The 22624-nt window shown below is 70.2% G+C and carries 22 protein-coding genes and 2 tRNA genes; 11 read left to right on the top strand and 13 right to left on the bottom strand.

All coding sequences use genetic code 11. The features are described from left to right. Positions 1-44 precede the first annotated feature (44 nt). The 9 genes from M4D53_RS09475 to M4D53_RS09435 all read right to left on the bottom strand — a co-directional run bounded on the left by M4D53_RS09475 (position 45) and on the right by M4D53_RS09435 (position 7765). A complete protein-coding gene (locus M4D53_RS09475) occupies positions 45-686 on the bottom strand; it encodes an NADPH-dependent F420 reductase (protein WP_259953666.1) in 642 nt (213 codons plus the stop codon). A 59-nt stretch (positions 687-745) separates the two neighbouring features. Next, positions 746-1180 carry a Fe-S cluster assembly sulfur transfer protein SufU gene (gene sufU / locus M4D53_RS09470; RefSeq protein WP_259953664.1) on the bottom strand — a complete coding sequence of 145 codons (435 nt, stop codon included), beginning with the start codon at positions 1178-1180 and terminating at the stop codon, positions 746-748. Next, positions 1177-2484 (bottom strand): cysteine desulfurase, encoded by a 1308-nt coding sequence (locus M4D53_RS09465; RefSeq protein WP_259953661.1) that lies wholly within the window; start codon positions 2482-2484, stop codon positions 1177-1179. The genes sufU and M4D53_RS09465 overlap by 4 nt, the downstream gene beginning before the upstream one ends. A gap of 143 nt (positions 2485-2627) precedes the next feature. Next, positions 2628-3431 (bottom strand): DUF1206 domain-containing protein, encoded by an 804-nt coding sequence (locus M4D53_RS09460; protein WP_259953658.1) that lies wholly within the window; start codon positions 3429-3431, stop codon positions 2628-2630. Between the two features lie 70 nt (positions 3432-3501). Next, on the bottom strand, positions 3502-4137 hold the full coding sequence (locus M4D53_RS09455; protein WP_259953652.1) for a GyrI-like domain-containing protein: 636 nt from the start codon (positions 4135-4137) through the stop codon (positions 3502-3504). An 88-nt stretch (positions 4138-4225) separates the two neighbouring features. Further along, positions 4226-5089 carry an AraC family transcriptional regulator gene (locus tag M4D53_RS09450; RefSeq protein ID WP_259953650.1) on the bottom strand — a complete coding sequence of 288 codons (864 nt, stop codon included), beginning with the start codon at positions 5087-5089 and terminating at the stop codon, positions 4226-4228. An 83-nt stretch (positions 5090-5172) separates the two neighbouring features. Next, a complete protein-coding gene (locus M4D53_RS09445; protein ID WP_187663244.1) occupies positions 5173-5307 on the bottom strand; it encodes a methionine/alanine import family NSS transporter small subunit in 135 nt (44 codons plus the stop codon). After that, positions 5304-6923, bottom strand: coding sequence for a sodium-dependent transporter (locus M4D53_RS09440; protein ID WP_259953647.1), 1620 nt, complete (start codon positions 6921-6923; stop codon positions 5304-5306). The genes M4D53_RS09445 and M4D53_RS09440 overlap by 4 nt, the downstream gene beginning before the upstream one ends. Positions 6924-6973: 50 nt before the next feature. Further along, complete coding sequence (locus M4D53_RS09435) at positions 6974-7765, bottom strand: SDR family NAD(P)-dependent oxidoreductase (protein WP_259953645.1); 792 nt, start codon at positions 7763-7765, stop codon at positions 6974-6976. A 116-nt stretch (positions 7766-7881) separates the two neighbouring features. Here M4D53_RS09435 and M4D53_RS09430 point away from each other — a divergent pair, with 116 nt between their 5' ends. Then, entirely contained in the window at positions 7882-8373 is a 492-nt protein-coding gene (locus M4D53_RS09430) for a MarR family winged helix-turn-helix transcriptional regulator (RefSeq protein WP_259953643.1), read from the top strand. Between the two features lie 66 nt (positions 8374-8439). Here the strand turns inward: M4D53_RS09430 and M4D53_RS09425 are convergent. Beyond that, positions 8440-8528: transfer RNA gene (locus M4D53_RS09425), tRNA-Ser, on the bottom strand. Between the two features lie 163 nt (positions 8529-8691). Between M4D53_RS09425 and M4D53_RS09420 the strand changes: the two genes are divergently transcribed. Further along, positions 8692-9399: a potassium channel family protein gene (locus M4D53_RS09420; protein ID WP_187663240.1), complete on the top strand. Its 708-nt coding sequence runs from the start codon at positions 8692-8694 to the stop codon at positions 9397-9399. A 6-nt stretch (positions 9400-9405) separates the two neighbouring features. Here M4D53_RS09420 and M4D53_RS09415 read toward each other — a convergent pair whose 3' ends face one another. Beyond that, positions 9406-10410 carry a LacI family DNA-binding transcriptional regulator gene (locus M4D53_RS09415; protein WP_259953641.1) on the bottom strand — a complete coding sequence of 335 codons (1005 nt, stop codon included), beginning with the start codon at positions 10408-10410 and terminating at the stop codon, positions 9406-9408. A 148-nt stretch (positions 10411-10558) separates the two neighbouring features. Between M4D53_RS09415 and M4D53_RS09410 the strand changes: the two genes are divergently transcribed. Genes M4D53_RS09410 through M4D53_RS09370 form a run of 9 tightly spaced genes read left to right on the top strand, consistent with a single transcriptional unit; the run spans position 10559 to position 21197 of the window. Next, positions 10559-12076 carry a sugar ABC transporter ATP-binding protein gene (locus tag M4D53_RS09410; RefSeq protein ID WP_187663238.1) on the top strand — a complete coding sequence of 506 codons (1518 nt, stop codon included), beginning with the start codon at positions 10559-10561 and terminating at the stop codon, positions 12074-12076. Beyond that, positions 12073-13092: an ABC transporter permease gene (locus tag M4D53_RS09405; RefSeq protein WP_232089176.1), complete on the top strand. Its 1020-nt coding sequence runs from the start codon at positions 12073-12075 to the stop codon at positions 13090-13092. Before M4D53_RS09410 ends, M4D53_RS09405 begins: the two co-directional genes overlap by 4 nt. Next, positions 13089-14192: an ABC transporter permease gene (locus tag M4D53_RS09400; protein ID WP_187663237.1), complete on the top strand. Its 1104-nt coding sequence runs from the start codon at positions 13089-13091 to the stop codon at positions 14190-14192. Before M4D53_RS09405 ends, M4D53_RS09400 begins: the two co-directional genes overlap by 4 nt. Further along, positions 14189-15220: a rhamnose ABC transporter substrate-binding protein gene (gene rhaS / locus M4D53_RS09395; RefSeq protein ID WP_187663236.1), complete on the top strand. Its 1032-nt coding sequence runs from the start codon at positions 14189-14191 to the stop codon at positions 15218-15220. The genes M4D53_RS09400 and rhaS overlap by 4 nt, the downstream gene beginning before the upstream one ends. A 57-nt stretch (positions 15221-15277) precedes the next feature. Continuing rightward, positions 15278-15658: an L-rhamnose mutarotase gene (locus M4D53_RS09390; protein ID WP_259953636.1), complete on the top strand. Its 381-nt coding sequence runs from the start codon at positions 15278-15280 to the stop codon at positions 15656-15658. Then, positions 15655-16821 (top strand): L-rhamnose isomerase, encoded by a 1167-nt coding sequence (rhaI, locus tag M4D53_RS09385; protein ID WP_259953634.1) that lies wholly within the window; start codon positions 15655-15657, stop codon positions 16819-16821. The genes M4D53_RS09390 and rhaI overlap by 4 nt, the downstream gene beginning before the upstream one ends. Before the next feature lie 4 nt (positions 16822-16825). Then, a complete protein-coding gene (locus tag M4D53_RS09380; RefSeq protein WP_259953633.1) occupies positions 16826-17674 on the top strand; it encodes an alpha/beta hydrolase fold domain-containing protein in 849 nt (282 codons plus the stop codon). Positions 17675-17721: 47 nt separating this feature from the next. Next, on the top strand, positions 17722-19758 hold the full coding sequence (locus M4D53_RS09375) for a bifunctional aldolase/short-chain dehydrogenase (protein ID WP_259953632.1): 2037 nt from the start codon (positions 17722-17724) through the stop codon (positions 19756-19758). Next, positions 19755-21197, top strand: coding sequence for a rhamnulokinase (locus tag M4D53_RS09370; RefSeq protein WP_259953631.1), 1443 nt, complete (start codon positions 19755-19757; stop codon positions 21195-21197). Before M4D53_RS09375 ends, M4D53_RS09370 begins: the two co-directional genes overlap by 4 nt. A 7-nt stretch (positions 21198-21204) precedes the next feature. On the opposite strand, the gene M4D53_RS09365 is transcribed toward M4D53_RS09370, so the two are convergent. Both M4D53_RS09365 and M4D53_RS09360 read right to left on the bottom strand, forming a co-directional pair. Beyond that, positions 21205-22464 (bottom strand): LCP family protein, encoded by a 1260-nt coding sequence (locus tag M4D53_RS09365; RefSeq protein ID WP_187663230.1) that lies wholly within the window; start codon positions 22462-22464, stop codon positions 21205-21207. Between the two features lie 48 nt (positions 22465-22512). Further along, positions 22513-22597: transfer RNA gene (locus M4D53_RS09360), tRNA-Ser, on the bottom strand. Positions 22598-22624: the final 27 nt, after the last annotated feature.

Genomic DNA, 22624 nt, shown 5'->3' with positions numbered 1-22624 from the left:
GGATTGGCCAAGTTTGGTATCCCAGACCGGAGGCGCGAGCCGACTCAGGGCAGACGGTTCGCCCGCGCGACGTTCGCGGTCAGCTCTTCCGCGTTCTGCCGGACGACGTACGCCGGACGGTCGCGCTCGACCCGCCACGACTCGCTGAGCGGGCCGACGTTGACCGTGTCGAAGCCGGCCTCGTCGTAGAAGCGGGTCACGAAGGCCACAGCCTCGGCGTCATCACCCGCGGTGGCCAGCGCCCGACGGTTCGGCGTACCGGCCGGAGTCCCGTCGGTCGTGATGTCCGCGGCGTAGATGTGGTTGAACGCCTTGGCGATCCTCGACTCCGGGAGCTGCGCCTGCACGAGCTCGGACGTGGTGGTCTCGCCCTTGTCGAGGGCCTCGATGTGCCCGTCGCGCTCGAAGTAGTAGTTGTTCGTGTCGAGCACGATCTTCCCGGCGAGCTGTGCGGCGGGAAGCTGATCGATCGCGTGCAGCGGCACCGTCACCACGGCCACGTCCGCCGCGGCGGCCGCTTCCTCCGCCGTCGCCGCCTTCGCGTGCGGCCCGAGCTCTGCGACGAGGTCGGCCAAGGTCTCCGGCCCTCGCGAGTTCGCGATCACGACGTCATAGCCGTTGGCCACCGCCACTCGGGCGACCTGGCTGCCGATGTTGCCTGCTCCGATGATTCCGAGAGTTGTCATGCTCGGGCCAACGTCTGCCGCCCGATGCTATTCCCGGTCCGAGACAGGAGCGGACGAGGTCAGAGGCGCGTGAGCGCGTCCTCGGCCGCCACCCAGGCCAGCATGGCGCACTTCACGCGAGCCACATACCGGGAGACCCCGCCGAGGGCCGCGGCGTCGCCGAGCAGCTCCTCGTCCGGCTCGATCGTGCCCCGGGAGCGCATCGCCTCGCGGAAGGCCGCGATGCGCACCTCGAGCTCGTCCACGGTGAGGCCTTCGGCGAGCTCGGCGAGCAGGGAGGCGGACGCCTGGGAGATGGCGCACCCGTGCCCCTCCCACGCGATCGCCTCCACGTCGCCGTCGGCGCCGCGATGCACCTGCAGGGTGACCTCGTCGCCGCAGGTCGGGTTGAGCTGATGCGACTGCGCCGCGATCTCCTCGCGGAGCCCGAAGCCGTGCGGCGTGCGCGAGTGGTCGAGGATCAGCTCCTGGTACAGGCTCTGCAGGTCGCTCATGCGCCCCTCCCGAAGAACGCGATCGCCCCGGCGACCGCCTCGATGACGGCATCCACCTCGGACGCTGTCGTGTACAGATAGGTGCTCGCCCTCGTCGACGAGGTCACACCGAGCCGGCGGTGCAGCGGCTGCGCGCAGTGGTGCCCGACGCGCACGGCGATGCCCCGGTCGTCGAGGAACTGCCCGACGTCGTGCGAGTGGATCCCGGCGACGTCGAAGCTTGCGAGCCCCACGCGCGGCAGCTCGATGCCCGCACCCAGGACCCGCACGCCGTCGATCGCCCCGAGCCCGTCGACGAGTCGCTGCCCGAACGCGGCCTCGTGCGCGGCGATGCGATCCATCCCCACCGCGGAGAGGTAGTCGACCGCGGCGGCGAGCGCGATCGCCTGGGACACCCGCTGCGTGCCCGCTTCGAAGCGCTGCGGCGGTGGCAGGTATTCAGCCTCGGTCGTGGTGACGGTCGTGATCATGGAACCGCCCGTGAGGAACGGGGGCATCGCGGTGAGGACCTCGCGACGGCCGTAGAGCGCCCCGATGCCGGTGGGGCCGAGCATCTTGTGGCCGGAGAGGACGGCGAGATCGACCCCGAGCGCGTGGAGGTCCAGCGGCAGGTGCGGAGCCGACTGGCAGGCATCGAGCAGCGTGAGGGCGCCGACCTCCCTGGCCAGCGCGACGAGGGTCTCGACGGGGTTGATCACGCCCAACACGTTCGATACGTGGGTGAAGGCCACGAGCTTCGTGCGCTCCGAGATGAGCTCCGCGGCCGCATCCAGACGGAGGGCCCCGTCGTCGTCGAGCGGGATGACCCGGAGCGTGGCCCCGGTGCGCGCAGCGAGCTCCTGCCAGGGGATGAGGTTGGCGTGGTGCTCCATCTCGGTGGTGACGATCTCGTCCCCCTCGCGGAGCCGGAGGACTGCAGCGGCGGCACCGCCCCGGCCGAGCGAGGCATTGGAGAGGGAGTAGGCGACGAGATTGACGGCCTCGGTGGCGTTCGAGGTCCAGACGATCTCGTCGTCGTCGGCGCCCACGAAACGAGCGAGCGTGCTGCGGGCATCCTCGAACAGCTCGGTCGCCTCTGCCGCGAGCGTGTGGGCGCCGCGGTGGACGGCCGCGTTCATGGTGGTGGCGAAGCGTCGTTCGGCGTCGAGCACGGACTCCGGACGCTGCGACGTCGCGCCCGAGTCGAGGTACGCCAGGGGGTGGCCGTGCACGCGGGTGTGCAGGATCGGGAAGTCCTCGCGGATCCGCTGCACCTCGGTCTCGGTCAGCGGGGTGATCACGTCGACTCCGGGAGAAGCGCTCATCGTTCCAGTCTCCCATCTTCCGCGTGGCCCGGGTCCGGCTCCGGGCGGGCACAGCTTCGGAGACGGGACGAGACACCCCGGGCCGTGCGACTACCGAGCGGCGCGTCGGCGGCGATCTCCGAAGTCGTGCACGGGCGGAAGGACTAGGACATGCGGGCGAGACGGGCCCGCGCGATGCAGAAGGCGCCGTACAGCGCGAAGCCGACGCCGACCGCCCCGAGGATGAGGCGGCCGAACGGCAGGGTGAGGAGACTGTGCAGGGCGGCGTCGAGCCCCGCGGCGCGCTCCGGATCCTGCGTCACAGCGGCCACCACGAACAGCACGCCGGTGACTCCCACCGCGATGCCCTTGCCGATGTAGCCCACGATGCCGAGGGCCATCACTCCGGCTCGGGCGGCTCCGGTCGGCACGTCGATGAGCTTGCGGAACGAGCGCATGACCCCGCCGACGATGAAGCCGATGCCGACACCGATGACGCTGAGACCGATCACCACGAGCAGCACCACCCCGCCGGGCGCGGACAGGACCACCTGGCTCAGGGTCTTCGAGGCGTCGGAGGACTCCGCCCGGCCGCCCACGGCGTAGATGAGCGCCAGTCCGGCGATCACGAGGTACGTGCCGGAGATGCCGAAGAGCTTGAGACGCTTGCCCCACTTCTTCGTCTCGGCGGGGTCGGCGGCGAGGAACCCGCTCGCCACCTGCCACACGGCGAGCGCGAGGAGGCCCACGGCGATCGCGAGCAGCAGCAGTCCCCCGACCGGGTTGTTGCGCACCTGCTCCATCGCGCCGTCCTGGTCGGCGTCACCCGACCCGCCCGCGGCGATCGTGATGGCGATCGCGCCGATGATGATGTGGATGACGCCGAGGACGACGAAACCCGCGCGGGCGGTCCGCCGGAACGCGGTGGAGTCCTTCGCCACGCGCGCCGCATGCTTGACGGTGCTCATGCTCGAAGAGTATCCGCCGCGGGCGGTCGGAATCAGGGGGTTGCTTTCCGCACGCGCGGTGCGGAAGTGCTCAGGTGATCCGCTCCACCGGCTGCCGCAGGATGGTGCGCAGCTTCTCCGGGGCCGTCCGGCGACGGTCGCTGAGGTAGATCTCGTGGTGCCGACCGCGCATCCGCAACCCGTTCTCCGGGACGAACCGCTCGTGCAGCTCCTCCAGCACGGGGCCCTCATCGTCGAACGGTCCGACGTGCACCGTCTGCACGCACAGCCCCTCGTCGAGCACCTCCCGCCGGACCGCGGCCAGCGCCGGGAGCTCCTCCCCCTTCTTCGCGCTCTTCGCCGCGACCGACTCGACCGCGCGGTCGAAGAAGGCGGGAGCGACGTGGTCGCCGACCATGATCATCAGCGTCCAGAGCCAGGTCGACTTGTCGCGCCGGGTGGTGAACGACGCCATGTCGGGCGCGTGCCACAGGCCTTCCAGGGGCATCACGACCTGATCGACGCCGAGCTCGGCACGGCTGGCGAACTTGAGCGTGTACGCCAGCGGGTAGAGGGCAGCGACCGCGTCGAAGAACGCCGGCGCGGTGTTCGGATCGCCGGCGCCGTCGACCATCAGATAGGTCAGTGGCGGCACGTCGAGGATCCGGAAGGTCCCCCGTTTCGCCTGGTACGCATCGAGCGTCTTCTTCGGATCGGTCGCCGTCATGGCCTGCCCCCGCTTCGTCGTCGTGCGGTCAGTGTGCCCCAGGGCACCGACATCGGGTCGAGCCCCACGGGCCCGACCCGATCCACGCTCAGCTCTGCTCGACGGGGAGCCAGAGCTCACAGGAGGCCGTGTCGCCGGTGAACTCCCGGTAGCGGACGATCGAGGGCCCGGGTCGCAGCCGCCACGGGTTCGACGGGAACCACTCGGTCGCCGTCGCCGCCCACAGATCCTGCAGAGTCTCCGGAAACGGGCCGCTCGCGCCGAACACGGCCCACGTGCCCTCCGCCACGCGCAGGGTGTCGAGCTCGTCCGGAACCGCGGTGTCGTCGCGCACGGCCACCCCGTGCAGGTAGGTCAGCGGCGTCCCCTCCGGGGCATCCGGATCGATGTCGGCGGTCACGGCGAGGATGCCCGCGGGCTCCTCGTTGCCGAGCGCCTTGAGGCGGGCGTGCTCCTCCGGCGGGATGGCGGCGATGTGCGCCTGGATGTGCGGATTGACGCCGACGTGGATGAGCGGGACCTCCGCGGCATGACCGACGAGGGCGAACGCGGGGCGGTGGGTGATGGTGACATCCATCGGGGTGCTCCCTTCGACGCTCAGGCGGAACCGGAGCGTGGGTTGTGTGCGGAGAGGACCCCCGTGCCGACGCGCGTCCGCCGGCCCGATGCCGTGCACGGCGCGGAACGCCCGGGCGAACGCCTCGGTCGAGCCGTAGCCGTGCCGAACGGCGACATCGAGCAGACTCGGTGCACCGGCGGCGAGCTCCGCACCCGCGAGCGTCATCCGACGACGCCGCACGTATTCGGTCAACGGCACCCCGGCGAGCGCCGAGAACATCCGGCGCAGGTGGTACTCGGTGGTGCCGTGCGCGCGGGCGAACGCGGCGACGTCGATCTCCTGACCGCTGTCCGCGTCGACGAGGTCGACCAGGGCGTTGAGCGTGCCGATCACGGGGGTCCTCCTTTCCCCACCATCGTGTCGCCGCAGCCCTCCCGGCACCCGATCGTCCCGGTCCGATGCGATCGGGTCGGAGATCAGAGCTCGGTCGGCACCGCCGGCTCGGCGTCCTCCACCTCGGGGTGCCGAGCGAGGTTCACGACGGCGGCGATGAGGCCGCCCCACACCGTGACCATGGCGATGATCATCATGACGATCGCAGTGGTGGTCATGCCCCTGCTCCCTTCGTCTGCGCGGCCGGGACGGCGATGCTCGTCGTCTCCGGATCGGCGGCGTACTCCTCCTGGTCCAGGAAGTCGTCGTAGCCGACGTCGTCCTTGGCGCGGGAGCGCCTGCTCCACGGCACCAGCGACAGCAGTACTCCGCCGACCACCAACGCGATGACCATGCCCCAGCCGAACACGCCGAGGAACCAGCCGGGGTAGCCGCTGTACGGCTCCGCGATCTTCGTCAGGAGTTCGGTGATCAGCAGGTACCCGAGCACGAGCGGGGCCAGCACGCCCACGAGCAGGCGCCAGAGGAGGCCGACGCGGAAGCTCGAACGGCGGTTCAGGTGCTCCTGCAGCTGCGGCAGCTTGTGCAGCACCCAGGCCACGACGATCACCGCGACGAGGGCGACCGCCATGATGCCGAAGGCGTTGACGAAGGCATCAGTGGTGTCGAGTACCGACAGCGCGGTGGTGGTGGAGAACAGCGCGGCGGAGATGATGGCCAGCGGGATCGAGACGACGAGGGTGGTGCGCACCCGCGCCCAGCCGAGCTTGTCCTGCAGTGCCGCGACGATCACCTCCAGGATCGAGATCATCGAGGTGATCCCGGCGAAGACGAGGGCGCCGAAGAACAGCACGCCGATGATCGACCCGCCGGTCGCCTGGGACACGATCGTCGGGAACGCGACGAAGGCGAGGCCGATGCCCGAGGTCGCGACGCCGGAGACATCCGTGCCCTGCGCCTGCGCCATGAACCCGAGGGCCGCGAACACGCCGATGCCGGCGAGGATTTCGAAACCGGAGTTGGCGAACGCGACCACGAGGCCCGAGCCGGTGAGGTCGGTCTTGCGCTTCAGGTACGAGGCGTAGGTCACCATGATCCCGAAGGCGACGGACAGCGAGAAGAAGATGTGCCCGTAGGCGGAGGCCCACACGGCCGGGTCGGCGAGTGCCTCCCAGTTCGGCGCGAAGAAGGCGTTGAGACCGTCCAGGGCGCCGGGGAGGAAGAGGGCCTGCACCACGAGCACGGCGAACATGAGGGTGAGCAGCGGCATCAGGATCATGTTGGCGCGCCCGATACCGCGCTTGACGCCGAGCGCCATGATGATGATGACGATCAGCCACACCGCGATCAGCGGCAGGCCCACCTGCGGCACGAACTCGCCGGAGAGGCCGACCTCCGCGACGTCGGCGGACTGCAGGAAGTCGACGAAGAAGAAGTCGTTCTCGTTGCCCGCTCCCCAGGTGAGCTGGGCCGAGAACCAGGTGTACATGCCGGCCCAGGCGACGATCACGGCGTAGTACACCGCGATGACGACGCAGATCAGCACCTGCCACCACCCCAGCGGTTCGGCGGCCCGGTGCAGGCGTCGGAACGCGAGCGGCGCGGAGCCCCGGAACCGGTGGCCGATCGCGTAGTCCAGGAACAGCAGCGGGATGCCGGCCGTCAACAACGCACACAGATACGGGATGAGGAACGCACCGCCGCCGCCCTCGTAGGCGACGTACGGGAAGCGCCAGATGTTCCCGAGACCCACGGCCGAGCCGATCGCCGAGAGGATGAACACGTTCCGCGAGCCGAAGGCCTCGCGCTGCGGCGTCTGGGTGGGTCTAGGCATGCCCGCGAGGATACCGGAAGCCATGGGCCCCGGCGAGTGACGCGCTCGGGTCAGAGCATCGCCGTCAGCACGCCCCCATCCGCCCGCAGCGCGGCGCCGTTCGTCGCGGAGGCCCGGACGCTGGAGAGGTAGACGACGAGGTCCGCGACCTCGGTCGGATCGAGGAAGCGCTCCAGGAGTGTGGTCGTGTTCTGTCCGATGATCGCCTCTTTCATCACGTCCACGGAGACGGACTGGGCTGCTGCGACGGCGGCGACGCTCGCCGCGACGCCCTCCGAGTAGGTCGGGCCACCCAGGACGGTGTTGACCGTCACGCCGGTGCCGCGGGTGAGCTTGGCCAACCCGTTGCCGAGGGCGATCATCGCCGCCTTCGTCACGCCGTAGTGCACCATGTCGGCCGGGACGTTCACGCCGGACTCGCTGCTGACCAAGACGATGCGTCCCCAGCCCCGGTCCCGCATCCCCGGCAGGAGAGCCCGGGAGAGGCGCACTCCGCTCATCACGTTCACCTCGAAGTAGCGCGCCCAGTCCTCATCGGTGATGTCCGCGAAGTCGGCGAGTCCGAAGAGACCGACGTTGTTGACGAGGATGTCCACCTGACCGAGCTTCTCCGTCAACGCGGCCACCTGGTCGGGATCGGTGAAGTCCGCGGCGATCCCGGAGACGGCCGCACCGGGATGCGCGAGGGCCACGGCGGCGACCGCCGCGTCGACGCGTCCCTCGTCACGACCGTTGATCACGACATCGACCCCCTCGGCAGCGAGAGCGGACGCGACCGCATATCCGATCCCCTGGCTCGACCCGCTGATGAACGCCCTCTTGCCGCGCAGCCCCAGTTCCATCCGTCTCCCTCTCGCTTCAGCGGACCTCCCGCATGACTTGCCTGAGCAAGTCATACTAGCCGCTGTTCACTTTCCCAAGCAAGCGACGAGCATGGCTCAACCGCTACGGTGGAGGAATGTCGCCGCTCTCCCCCGCCCCCTTGAACGCCGAAGAGATGGACGTCTGGTCGGCACTCGCGACGCTCCTCGAACGGCTCCCTGCGGCCCTCGACGCGCAGTTGCAGCGGGACAGCGGGCTCACCCACTTCGAGCACGGGATCCTCTTCGCCCTCGATTCGGCGCCGGAGCGCACCCTCCGCCTCAGCGTCCTCGCCGGCTACGCGAACAGCACGCTGTCCCGGCTCTCCCGCGCCATCACTCGCCTGGAGGCGAAAGGCTGGGTCCGACGCGAAGTCGACGCGGAGGACGGGCGCTTCACCCTCGGCATCCTCACCGACGCCGGCCATCGGAAGGTCGAGGAGTCGACTCCCGCCCACCAGGCCCTCATCCGCCGCGTCGTCTTCGATGCCCTCACACCGGCGCAGGCGCGGCAGCTCGGCGCGGCCAGCCGGAAGATCTCCGCCGCACTCTCCCCCGACCCGACCTGGACGCCGGGGACGCCGGCGTGAGGAGGGCCCGTCCGCACGCGAGAACACGAAAGCCCCGGCGAGCGGACTCGTCGGGGCTTCTCCGTGCGGAGACGAGGGGATTTGAACCCCTGGTCCCCGTGAGGGGACTCCACCTTAGCAGGGTGGTGCACTAGGCCGGACTATGCGACGTCTCCAGGCATCCGGCTCGAGAGCACGGATGCACCCCACCATCATAACGGGTCCGACGCGTGGTCACGAACCGCCGGTCTCGGACGCTCCCCGGCGCGGGCCGGCCGCCCTGCGATACTGGCCGCACGTTGCGAGGGCCCGCCCCCCGCGGACGCGAGAGGAGACGCCATGTCCGAGCCATCGGGAGCGCACGTCCGCGCGGGGTTCGCCGCCCCGGCCGACCCGAGGCGCGGCGCCCTCGGCTATGCCACGGTGCTCGCCCTCCTCATCGTCTCGTACGGACTGTGCGCGGCCCAGCCCGGCACGGTTCCCAGCCCCTGGGCGTTCCTGGCGATGCTGGTCACGGTCGCGATCGTGTTCCGCGTGACCAGGGCCCGCGCCCTCGTGCAGCGGGTGTCGTGGGTCGTGCTCTCGGCCGCCGGGCTCGCTGCCCTCCTCGCGGCGTTCTTCGCCACGGACAGTCCGGCCCTCGCCGTCGCCCTCTCCGCCGCCTCCATGATCGCGCTGCTGGTCGCGCCGTGGGCGATCATCGCGCACCAGGTCACCCGACGAGGCCTCGACGTCGAGGCCCTCCTGGCCGCCGTGACGGCCTACATCCTCGTGGGCATGTTCTTCGCCTTCGTCTACAACCTGCTGTCGCTGCTGCTGCCGACCCCGCTGTTCGGCGATGCGGCGAGCGATTCGCTCGGCAATCAGCTCTTCTTCTCGTTCACCGCCCTGACGACGACGGGCTACGGCAACCTCGTCCCCGTCGGATCGGGCGTGCAGGCGGTGGCCATCGCCGAGGGGATCACCGGGCAGCTCTTCCTCATCACCGCCGTGGCGCGCATCATGCGGGGCGCCAGCGCCCAGCGCTCCACGCCGACGCCGGCCTGACCGCGGTCACTCCCCGGTGGTCGAGCGGCGGGCGACGAGCTCCGGCCGGAACAGCACGTGCTCCGGCGCGGGCGCCACGTCGTCCTGGCCCCGCAGCAGCAGGTCGACCGCGGTGGAGCCGATGAGCGCGGCCGGCTGCCGCACCGAGCTGAGCGGGATCACGGCGGCCGCGGCGAAGTCGATGTCGTCGTAGCCGACGAGCGCGATGTCCTCGGGGACCCGGGCATCGCCGGTCATCACCAGGCTCTGCAGGAGGCCGAGGGCCAGGAGATCGTTCGCCGCGAAGACGGCGTCCGGCCGGTCCCCCGCGGCACGGTCGAGGATCTGCGCACCGGCGCGCCGCCCCTCCTCGACGGTGAGCGCGGAGGTCGCGATGAACTCCAGCCCGACCCCTGCCGCAGCCGCCGCGGCCTGCGCGCCGCTCAGGCGATCGGAGACCTGGCGCAGCGCGACCGGGCCGCCGACGAAGGCGATCCGGCGACGGCCGACCGCGAGCAGGTGCTCCGTCGCGATGCGCCCGCCCTCCACGTCGTCGACGGCGACGGAGGCGAACCGCTCATCCTGCGATTCCCGGTCGACGAGGACGGCGTGCGTACCGCGCTCATGCATCCGCACCAGCCGCGGCAGTGACTCCGCCACCGGGGTGACGAGCACACCCGTCACCCGCTGCTCCTCGAAGAGGTCCAGGTGCATCGCCTCGCGCTCCTGCTTCTCGTCGCTGTTCGCGACGAGGACGGAGAGTCCGTGCTGGTCGGCGCGCTCCTCGGCCCCGCGGATCACCTCGGCGAAGAACGGGTTCCGGATGTCGAGCACGACGAGCCCGATCGTGCGGCTGCGCCCGGCACGGAGCTGCCGCGCCGCGTCGTTGCGCACGAACCCGAGACGGTCGATGGACGCCTGTACGCGAGCGACGGTCTCCGCGGCCACCTTCTCCGGCCGATTGAGCACGTTCGACACGGTCCCGACGGAGACACCCGCGTCCTCGGCGACCTCCCGCACACTGACGGCCATCGCGCCCTCCCTCCGGTTCCCGCCGCTGAAACGACTCATCCGCGGGGATCGCCTCAGACTCTCACGCCGTATTGACACGCGTCAACACAGCCCCTAGTCTCAACTCCATCAGGGTTTGAAACGATTCATTCCCTCAATGGAGAGAGAAATGATGTCCTCACCCACGACGGCGCCCGTGCTCGAGCTCGCCGACGTCCAGAAGGCCTTCGGGTCGGTGATCGCCCTGCGCTCCGGCACCATCGCCGTCCACCCCGGTTCCATCCATGCGCTCGTCGGCGAGAACGGTGCCGGCAAGTCGACCCTCGTGAAGATCGTCGCCGGTCTCTACCAGCGCGACGGCGGAGTCTTCCGCCTCCGCGGCGAGGACGTCGACTTCACCTCGACCGCGCAGTCGAAGGCCGCCGGCGTCGCGGTGATCTACCAGGAGCCGACACTCTTCCCCGACCTCTCCGTCACCGAGAACATCTTCATGGGCCGCCAGCCGGTCGGGCGGTTCGGACGGATCGATCGCAAGGCCATGCGCCACGAGGTCGAGCGCCTCTTCACCCGCCTCGGCGTCACGATCGACCCCGACCGTCCCGCCGAGGGCCTGTCGATCGCGGACCAGCAGGTCATCGAGATCGCCAAGGCCGTCTCCCTCGACGCCACGCTGCTCATCATGGACGAGCCCACCGCGGCACTGTCCGGCGTCGAGGTGGAGCGTCTGTTCGCGATCGCCCGGAGCCTGCGCGACGAGGGCCGCGGCCTCATCTTCATCTCGCACCGGTTCGACGAGGTGTTCGCGCTCTGCGACACCGTGACGGTCATGCGGGACGGCGCGTACATCGCGACCTCCGCCATCGCCGAGACCACCGTGGACGAGCTCGTCCATCAGATGGTGGGTCGCGAGGTGTCCGAGCTGTTCCCGAAGCAGGAGGCGACGATCGGCGAACCGTTGCTCGAGGTCGAGGGGCTGACCAGCCCCGGCCTCTTCCACGACATCTCCTTCTCCGTCCGCGCCGGCGAGATCGTCGGACTGGCCGGCCTCGTCGGCGCCGGACGCAGCGAGGTCGCCCGCGCCGTCTTCGGCGTGGACGGGTACCGCGAGGGCAGCGTGCACATGAAGGGGCGCCGTATCCGCGCCCGGCGCCCGGTGGACGCCATGCGCGCCGGGCTCGCCCTCGTCCCCGAGGATCGCCGCAAGCAGGGCCTCGTCATCGAAGCCGGCGTCGGCGGCAACATCACCCTCGCGATCCGTCGGCGCCTCGCCCGCCTCGGCCTGCTCACCACGGCGATGGAGAACCGTGCCGCCCGGGAGTGGGCCTCGCGGCTGGAGGTGAAGACGCACGCGCTCGACACCGTCGCCGCCACGCTCTCCGGCGGCAACCAGCAGAAGGTCGTGCTCGCGAAGTGGCTCGCGACGCAGCCGCAGGTGCTCCTCATCGACGAGCCCACCCGCGGCATCGACGTCGGCACCAAGTCCGAGGTGCACCGTCTGCTGTCCCAGCTCGCCGGTCAGGGCATGGGGATCCTGATGATCTCGTCCGAGCTGCCCGAGGTCCTCGGCATGGCCGACCGCGTGCTCGTGATGCGCGAGGGTCGCATCACGGCCGAGATCCCCCGCTCGGAGGCCACCTCCGAGAACGTCATGTTCGCCGCGACGCACGCATCGGAGCTCAGCTCGTGACCACCGCCATCCCCGTCTCCGCGCTCACCAAGCGCATCTCCGGTCTCGGCAGGGCCCGCGAGTTCGGCATCCTCCTGGCCCTCGTGCTCGTGGTGACCGCCGCGACCCTCAACAACCCCAAGTTCTTGTTCAGCGCCGACGGCTGGCGCGACCTGCTGCTGACGCCCTCGATCCTCGTGCTCGTCGCGGTAGGACAGGCCATCGTCCTCATCACGCGCAACGTCGACCTGTCCGTAGGGTCCGTGATGGGTCTGACCGCCTACCTGACCGGACGACTCTTCATCGACATCCCGGGCATCCCGATCGTGCTGGTCGTGGTCGCCGCCGTGGTGCTCGGCGCCCTCCTCGGCCTCATCAACGGCGCCCTCGTCGCGTACGCCAAGGTGCCGGCGATGGTCATCACCCTCGGCACCCTCTACGCCTACCGCGGCATCAACGTGCTGTGGACCGGCAGCGACCGCGTGAACGCGTCCGACATGCCGCGCGACTTCCTGGCTCTGGGCACGGGCCAGCTCCTCGGCATCCCGATCCTCGCGATCGTCGCGGTCCTCGTGCTCGCCGTCGCCGCCTGGTACATGAAGAACACCCGCGGCGGCCGGGAGTTCTACGCGATCGGCTCCGACCCGGCGGCGGCCGAGCTGTACGGCCTGCGTGTCACCCGCCGCGTGCTCACCGCTTTCGTCCTGTCGGGGGCCCTCGCCGGACTCGCCGGCGTCTTCTACGCGGCCCGCTACGGCACCATCAACTCCCAGGCGGGAGCGGGATGGGAGCTGGACGCGGTGGGCGCGGCCGTCATCGGCGGCGTCGCGATCACCGGCGGCATCGGCTCGGTCTGGGGCGCGGCGATCGGCGCCGTCCTCCTGCTGACCATCAACCGGGCGCTGCCGATCCTCGGCATCCCCGACTTCTGGCAGCGTGCCGTCGTCGGCCTGCTCATCATCGGCGCCATCGTGCTCGACCGCGTGCTCGCGGTACGGCAGAGACGGCGGCTCATCGAGGCGAGGGACGAATCATGACCACCGCGACCGCCACCGCGACCACCCGCGTCATCCGCGACTACGACAAGCCCCTGTGGCGTCGCCTCCTGCTCACCCGCGAGGCCGCGATCGTGGGTCTGCTCCTGCTCGTCGCGATCGTCTCGGCGTCCAGCATCCGCGGGTTCGGACAGCCCATCACGCTGACCTACCTGCTGCTCGACATCGCCCCGATCCTGCTGATCGCCCTGCCGATGACCCTCATCATGATCACCGGTGAGATCGACCTCTCGGTGGGCAGCATGGTCGGACTGTCCAGCGTCGTCACCGGCGCGCTGGTGCAGGCGGGGATCCCTTTCGAGCTCGCGGCCCTCGCCGCCCTCGTCGTGGGCGTGGTCGGCGGAGCGTTCAACGGCTTCCTCGTGACAGTCGTCGGCCTGCCCTCGCTCGCCGTCACGATCGGCACACTCGCGCTCTTCCGCGGCCTCGCCGTCGGGCTGCTCGGCACGGCGGCCGTCACCGACTTCCCGGAGTTCTGGACGGCTCTCGCCAAGGCGAAGATCGCCGGGACCCCCATCCCCGTCATCACGATCCCGTTCCTCGTGCTCGTCGCGGTCTTCTCGGTCCTGCTGCACTTCACGCCGTTCGGCCGCGGGGTGTACGCGATCGGTCTGTCGAAGGACGCGGCCCACTTCTCCGGTGTGCACGTCGAGCGCACGAAGCTCATCCTGTTCGTGCTGTCCGGGGCGGTCGCCGCGTTCGCCGGCATCTTCTACACGCTCCGCTACGGCAGCGCCCGCGGCGACAACGCCACCGGCCTCGAGCTCCAGGTCATCGCGGCCGTCGTGCTCGGCGGCGTGTCGGTGTTCGGCGGTCGCGGCAAGATCTACGGCGTCATCGCCGCCGCCTTCCTCATCGGAGCGCTCGCGAGTGCACTCCGCCTGGTGAACGTCACCTCCGACGTCATCAACATCATCACCGGCACGCTCCTCGTGATCTCGGTGGTGGCCGCAAGCTTCCTGGCCTGGCTGCAGAAGGCACGCCGCCGACCGGGCAGACCCCCCGCCGGTGCCGCCACAGCGACGAAGGCACCGATGGACGCCGCATCCGCGGCATCTCCCGACGAAAGGAACGAACAATGACGTTTGCACGCAAGCGTGTCACCGCCTTCGCCGCCCTCGCGGTGGCGGCGGCGGTCGCACTGACCGGCTGCGCCGGCTCCACCGACGGCGGAGGAGACGGCGGCGGCGACGGGTCGGACGCCTCGATCACCTTCCTGCCCAAGAACCTCGGCAACCCGTACTTCGACACGTCCAGCGAGGGCGGCAAGAAAGCCGTCGAGGAGTTCGGCGGCACGTTCTCCGAGGTCGGCCCGGCCGAGGCCACGCCCGACGCCCAGGTCAGCTACATCAACACGGCCACGCAGCAGGGAGTCGGCGCCCTCGTCGTCTCGGCCAACGACCCGCAGGCCATCTGCGACGCGTTGAACGAGGCCAGGGACGCCGGCGTCAAGGTCGTCACCTTCGACTCCGACACCAACACCGACTGCCGCGACCTGTTCATCAACCAGGCCGACTCCGAAGGCATCGCGAAGGTGCAGATCGACCTCATCGCCGAGCAGATCGGCGGCGCCGGGGAGATCGCCATCCTCTCCGCCTCGGCCAACGCCACGAACCAGAACGCCTGGATCGAGCTGATGGAGGAGTACGTCGCCAGCGAGTACCCCGACATCACGATCGTGGAGACGGTCTACGGCGACGATGACGACCAGACGTCGTTCGACAAGACGGCCGCGCTGCTGCAGACCCACCCCGACCTCAAGGGCATCGTCTCGCCCACCACGGTCGGCATCGCCGCCGCGGCGCGCTACCTGTCGACGTCCGACTTCAAGGGCCAGGTCGCGCTGACCGGCCTCGGCACGCCCAACCAGATGCGCGAGTACGTGGAGGACGGCACCGTCACCGCCTTCGCGCTGTGGAACCCGGCCGACCTCGGCTACCTGGCCGCCTACGCCGCGCAGGCCCTGATCGCGGGTGACATCACCGGTGAGGAAGGCGACACCTTCGAGGCCGGCGACCTCGGCGAGTACACCGTCGGCGCCGACGGCGTCGTCCTGCTGGGCGACCCGTTCGTGTTCGACGCCGACAACATCGGCGACTTCGACTTCTGAGTCGCCCTCCGGCCGGCGCCCCCCGCGGGCGCCGGCCGGACCTCCGAGAGGAATCGCATGACCCGCGTCGCCTTCCAGCTCCAGGTGAAGCCCGAGCTGCTGTCCGAGTACCTCGCCCGCCACACGCCGGTGCGTCCCGAGATGCTCCGCGAGATCGCGGCCGCCGGCCGGCGCGACTACAGTCTCTTCCTCGGTGCCGGCGGCGTGCTCTTCGGCTACTACGAGACCGATGACGATGCGGCCGCGCAGGCCTACCTCGCCGCCTCCCCCGTCGCCGCACGCTGGGAAGCCGAGATGGCCCCCTTCTTCCTCGAGCTCGACGGCCGTCCCGATCAGGCCGCCACCCCTCTCACCGAGGTGTTCCACCTCGAAGACCAGCTCGCCGCCGCCGGCGAGAGCGCCACACCCGCCACCGACAACGAAGGCCGTGCATCGTGAGCATCCTCACCCCCGACATCCTCGCCGCGCTCGAGAAGCAGAGCATCGAGCTGCCCAGCTGGGCGTTCGGCAACTCCGGGACCCGGTTCAAGGTGTTCAGCACTCCCGGCACGCCCCGCGACCCGTACGAGAAGATCGCGGACGCCGCGCAGGTCCACGCCCACACCGGGCTCGCCCCGACCGTGGCGCTGCACATCCCGTGGGACCTCGTCGACTCGTTCGACGACCTGCGACGTCACGCCGAGGACCAGGGCGTCTCCCTCGGCACGGTGAACTCCAACACCTTCCAGGACGACGACTACAAGTTCGGCGCCCTCACCCACGAGGATGCGGCCGTCCGCCGCAAGGCCATCGATCACCACCTGGCCTGCATCGACGTCATGGACGCGACCGGCAGCCGCGACCTGAAGATCTGGCTCGCGGAGGGCTCGAACTATCCCGGGCAAGCGGATCTGCGCGGGCGGCAGGATCGGCTGCACGATTCTCTGCAGCAGATCTACGCGCGCCTCGGCGACCACCAGCGCCTCGTGCTCGAGTACAAGTTCTTCGAGCCCGCGTTCTACCACACCGACGTGCCGGACTGGGGGACGTCCTACGTGCAGGTGACCGCCCTCGGTGACAAGGCGATGGTCTGCCTCGACACCGGTCACCACGCGCCGGGCACCAACATCGAGTTCATCGTCATGCAGCTGCTGCGCCTCGGGAAGCTCGGCTCGTTCGACTTCAACTCCCGCTTCTACGCGGACGACGACCTCATCGTGGGTGCCGCCGACCCGTTCCAGCTGTTCCGGATCCTGTTCGAGGTGATCCGGGGCGGAGGGCTGAACAACCCCGACGTGGCGTTCATGCTGGACCAGTGCCACAACATCGAGGACAAGATCCCCGGACAGATCCGCTCCGTGCTGAACGTGCAGGAGATGACAGCGCGTGCGCTGCTCGTCGACCGCGAAGCCCTGACGACCGCTCAGCGCAGCGGGGACGTGCTGACGGCGCACGCCGTCTTCATGGACGCCTTCTCCACCGACGTCCGTCCGGCGCTGGCCGAATGGCGAGAGGGACGGGGTCTCCCCGCCGACCCGATGGCGGCCTACGCGGCCTCCGGGTACGGGCAGCGGATCGCGGAGGAGCGCGTGGGCGGCGTGCAGGCCGGCTGGGGGGCCTGAGCCGATGACCGCGCACGACATCCGCGACCACGTCCTCGACGGCCCGCACGGTCCGCTGCGTGTGCGCGTCTACTCCTCGAAGTCGCCGAGCGGCCACGGCCTGGTCTGGGCGCACGGCGGCGGATTCGCGGGCGGCGACATTGACATGCCGGAAGCCGACGCCGTCGCACGGGCGTTCGTAGATCGGGGAATCGCGGTCGTGAGCGTGGACTACGCTCTCGCCCCGATCACCCCCGAGTGGACCGCGCGCCTCGGCGCGCCCGAACGCGGCGGCGTGCACTACCCCGTCCCGCACGACGAGATGGTCTTCGCGTTCCGCTGGGCCGCCACGTCGGACGTCGCCACGCGACGATGGGCGATCGGCGGAGCCAGCGCAGGTGGCAACCTTGCGACCGGCGCGGCGCTCCGCCTCTCCCACGAGGGCGGCATCGTGCCCGCTCTCGCCGTCCTCGCCTACCCGACGTTGCAAGCGGTGCAGGCGGCGCCCGGCCCAAAGCTGCGCGCCCTGCTCGACGGAGATCCTTCCGCCGACGTGTTCACCCCCGACTTCGTGCGTGGCATGTATGAGAACTACCTCGGCGGCGACCCCGAGACGGCGGACGTCTATGCCATCCCCGGCACCGCAGCATCCGCGGCGCTCGTCTCCTTCCCGCCCACCATCATGGTCAACGACGAGACCGACGAGCTCCGCGTGTCCGGCGAGACATTCGCCCGAGCCCTCACCGCCGCCGGCGTCGAGGTCGCCGTCGCTGTCGAGCCGGGCACCACCCACGGCCATCTCAATCGCCCCGAGGAATCCGCGTTCGCCTCGACGATCGATCGGTTCGCGGCTCGGATCCTGCAACTCCCCTGACTCTCCGGCGCCGACCGGGTATTTTCACTTACGAACCGAGGACTCGCATGACGAACCCCACCGCCGCCGAACTACTCGCGCGGAGCAACCGCCTGGGCGCCGACCCCAAGAACACGAACTACGCCGGCGGCAACACGTCCGCCAAGGGCACCGAGATCGACCCCGTGACCGGGCAGCCGGTCGAGCTCCTCTGGGTCAAGGGGTCGGGCGGGGACCTCGGCACGCTGACCGAGAACGGCCTGGCCGTCCTCCGCCTCGATCGCATGCGCGCGCTCGTCGACGTCTATCCGGGCGTCGAGCGGGAGGACGAGATGGTCGCCGCCTTCGACTACTGCCTCCACGGCAAGGGCGGCGCCGCCCCCTCGATCGACACCGCGATGCACGGCCTGGTCGATGCCCCGCACGTGGACCACCTCCATCCCGACTCGGGCATCGCGATCGCCACCGCCGCCGACGGCGAGGAGCTCACGAGAGCGATCTTCGGCGACCGGGTCGTCTGGGTGCCGTGGCGCCGCCCGGGCTTCCAGCTGGGGCTGGACATCGCGGAGATCAAGGCGGCGAACCCGCAGGCCATCGGCACGATCCTCGGCGGACACGGCATCACCGCCTGGGGCGATTCCTCCGAGGAGGCGGAGGCGAACTCCCTCTGGATCATCGACACCGCCGCCGCCTACATCGCGGAGCACGGGTCCCCCGAACCGTTCGGCGGCACGCGCTCGGGCTTCGAAGCCCTGCCGGAGCCGGAGCGCCGCGCGCGGGCGGCCGCCCTCGCCGGAACCATCCGCGGGCTCGCGTCGACGGACAAGCCGATGGTCGGTCACTTCACCGACAGCAACGTGGTCCTCGACTTCCTCGCCTCCGAGAAGGCCCCGGCCCTCGCCGCCCTCGGCACGAGCTGCCCCGATCACTTCCTGCGCACCAAGGTCAAGCCGCTCCTCCTCGACCTCCCTGTCACGGCGACCGTGGAGGAGCAGACCGCACGGCTGCGGGAGCTCCACGCCGCCTACCGCGCCGACTACCAGGCCTACTACGACGCCCACGCCACGGCCGAGTCGCCGGCGATCCGCGGCGCGGATCCGCTGATCGTCCTCGTGCCCGGCGTCGGCATGTTCTCCTACGGGGCGAACAAGCAGACCGCTCGGGTCGCCGGCGAGTTCTACGTGAACGCCATCAACGTCATGCGCGGTGCCGAGGCGCTGTCCACGTACTCCCCCATCTCCGACGCCGAGAAGTTCCGCATCGAGTACTGGGCGCTGGAGGAGGCGAAGCTGCAGCGCATGCCGAAGCCGAAGTCCCACCAGGGCCGCATCGCCCTCGTCACCGGTGCCGCGAGCGGGATCGGCAAGGCCATCGCGACCCGCCTCGCCGCGGAGGGCGCCTGTGTGGTCGTCGCCGACCTGGACCTGGACAAGGCCAGGGCCGCGGCCGCCGAGCTCGGGAACGACGACGTGGCGATCGGCGTGGCCGCGAACGTCGCCGACGCCGATGCGGTGCAGGCCGCGATCGACCAGGCGGTGCTCGCGTTCGGCGGCATCGACCTCGTGGTGAACAACGCCGGCCTGTCGCTGTCGAAGCCTCTGCTGGAGACGACCGAGAAGGACTGGGATCTCCAGCACGACGTGATGGCGAAGGGCTCGTTCCTCGTCTCGAAGACCGCCGCGCGCGTGCTCATCGACCAGGGACTCGGCGGCGACATCATCTACATCTCCTCCAAGAACTCCGTCTTCGCCGGCCCGAACAACATCGCGTACTCGGCGACGAAGGCCGACCAGGCGCACCAGGTGCGGCTGCTCGCCGTGGAGCTCGGCGCGCACGGCATCCGGGTCAACGGCATCAACCCCGACGGCGTGGTCCGCGGGTCCGGGATATTCGCCTCCGGCTGGGGAGCGAACCGGGCGGCCACGTACGGCGTCAAGGAAGAGGACCTCGGCCAGTTCTACGCCGACCGCACGATCCTCAAGCGCGAAGTCGTGCCGGAGAACGTCGCGGACGCCGTCTATGTGCTGACCGGCCCGGAGCTGAGCCGCACCACCGGTCTGCACATCCCCGTCGACTCCGGCGTCGCCGCGGCGTTCCTGCGATGACCGACGACCGCTCGCCCGCGACCGTACGGCACGTCCGTGCGGTCGCGGCGGTGGATCTCGGCGCCACGAGCGGTCGGGTGATGATCGGCCGAGTGGGACCGGGTGTCCTGGAGCTCGAGCCCGTGTCGCGGTTCCCGAACGGACCGGTGACCCGCGCCGACGGTCTGCACTGGGACTTCGACGCCCTCGTCGCCCATGTCCTCGACGGCCTCGCGGAAGCGGTGCGCCGGGAACCGCACATCGAGTCCATCGGGATCGACTCGTGGGCGGTCGACTACGGCCTCCTGCGTGCCGGTGAGCTGCTCGCCGAGCCGTTCCACTACCGCGACGACCGCACCGCCGGCGGCGTGGACGAGGTCCACGCCCTCGTCCCGTTCGAGGAGCTCCACGCCCGCAACGGCCTGCAGTTCCTCCCGTTCAACACGCTCTACCAGCTCCGGGCGGACGAGCTCCGGCACGACGCCGACACCGCGCTCCTCATCCCGGACCTCCTCGCCTTCCTCCTCACCGGTGCCCGCGTCGCCGAACGGACCAACGCCTCGACGACAGGCCTGCTGGACGTGGAGTCCGGCACCTGGGATGTGGCGCTCGCGACCCGTCTCGGGATCGACGCCTCCCTCCTGCCGGACCTCGTCGATCCCGGCACGGTCATCGGCCGGCTGCGCCCGGAGGTGGCAGAGCGCATCGGCGCCGATCTGCCGGTGATCGCGGTCGGTTCGCACGACACCGCGTCGGCGGTGGCCGCCGTTCCGATGACATCGCCCCGCGCCGCGTACATCTCCTGCGGCACCTGGGGGCTGGTCGGTGTGGAGCACGCTCAGCCGATCCTCACGGACGCGGCCAGGGAAGCGAACTTCACCAACGAACGCGGTGTGGACGATCGGTTCCGCGTCCTCCACAACGTGACCGGTCTCTGGCTCCTCAGCGAGACCGTGCGCGCGTGGGAGAGCGAAGACGGCAAGGCCATCGACCTGTCCGGGCTTCTCGACCAGGCGGCCGCCACGGCGCCGCCCTCCGCCGTGTTCGACGCGAACGACCCCTCGCTGTCGGCCCCCGGGGACATGCCGACGCGTATCGCTGGCCTCCTGCACGCACACGGTGCCGTCGCGCCCACCGATCGTCCGGCGTTCGTCCGGCTCGTCGTGGAGAGCATCGCCGCCGCGTTCGCCGACGCGGTCCGCACGGCGGGCCGGCTCTCCGGGCAGTCTCTCGACGTCGTCCACCTCGTCGGCGGCGGGTCTCTCAACCGGCTGCTGTGTCAGGCGACGGCGGACCGCACCGGGCTTCCCGTCCTGGCAGGGCCTGTCGAGGCGACAGCCCTCGGCAACGTCCTCGTCCAGGCGCGGGCTCTGGGCGCGGCGCCGGCCGAGCTCTCGGAGCTTCGCGCCCTCGTCGCCGCGACGCATCCGCCGGCGGCCTATCGCCCGCGGAGCTCCTGAGCCCCGCTCAGCGCACGTTGCCGTTCGAGCACGTCTGCTGCGCGGCGGAGTTGCCCTTGATGGAATCGGGAAGCGCCACGACGTCCGGAGCCGTCGTGGGGGTCGGCGTCGCCCCCTGTGTCGGCGTGGTGGGCTCCGTGGGCTCGGTCGGAGTCGTCGGTTCCTCCACGACGACGCCATCGTTGCTGGTGTTCTCGTGCGTGATCTGCAACTGGGCGTTGGCCTCGATCGCGTCCCAGAGGGCGGCGGCGGCCTCCTCGTTCGGCACGACCTTGTTCGGGTCGTCCCAGTCCTCCAGGGTCGGATACTGCACGAACACGATGTCCTCGAACGGCACCGACTTCACGGCCAGCGCGATCTGCACGATCATCATCGGGTCGGCGAGCGACGTGCTCGTCTCCAGGTTCTGGATGCCGGTGTTGGCGAGCTTCAGCATGACCGGCACGTTGCCCAGCACCTCGCCGCTGATGAGCTTGCGGGCGAGACTGGACATGTACTGCTGCTGGTTGCCGATGCGGCCCAGGTCGCTGCCGTCGCCGACGCCGTGCCGGGTGCGGAGGAACTGCAGAGCCTCGAGGCCCTGGACGGTGTGCGTGCCGGCCGCCATGTCCAGACCCGTGTAGCGGTCCCGGATCGGGTTCGCGAGGCAGACGTCGACCCCGCCGATCGCGTTGGTGATCTCGATGACACCACCGAACGTCACGGAGGCGGCGAACTGCACCTCCTGGTCCGTGAGCGCCGAGATCGTACGGACGACGCAGTTCAGCCCGCCGTCGGTGTACGCGACGTTGAGCGGCTGCTTGCTCATCGCGGCCGTGGCGTTGCCGTCCTCGTCCTCGCACGACGGGATCGGGATCATGAGGTCACGCGGGAAGCTGACGACGGTGATCCGCCGCGGCTCCTCGGACACGTGCACGAGCAGGTTCACGTCGTTGAGCGTGCCCTCGGCGTCGCCGCCGGTGCACCGGTCGCCGAAGTACTGCTTGTAGTCGTCCTCGCAGGTGTCGACTCCGGCGAGGACGAGGTTGAACCCACCCTTGTAGGCCCCGATGTCCGGCGGCAGGTCTTCCTGCCCGTCGAGATCGACGGCGTTCGCGGAGACGGTGCTGGAGAAGTCGAGGTAGAAGTAGGCCGCGACGCCGATGCCGCTGACGAGCACCACCGCCATGCTGATCGCGAGAAGCCGGAGGAGCTGGCTGACGGGACCGGGCGAGCGCAGCTGACCATGTCGCGCGACGGTGCGGCGGCGTCGGGTGTTCTCGCTCACTCGGGCCCTTTCGGATTCAGCGACGGCGGGGGTACCGCGCTCAGGAAGCGGAGGGTGTGGGATTCGAACCCACGAGACATCTCTGCCCACTGGTTTTCAAGACCAGCTCCATCGGCCGCTCGGACAACCCTCCCGACAGAAACTTCTGTCGACCAGGCGC

It is taken from the genome of Microbacterium meiriae, assembly GCF_025143875.1.
GTDB classification, from domain to species: Bacteria; Actinomycetota; Actinomycetes; order Actinomycetales; family Microbacteriaceae; genus Microbacterium; species Microbacterium meiriae.
This window is presented reverse-complemented; position numbering and strand designations above follow the sequence as displayed.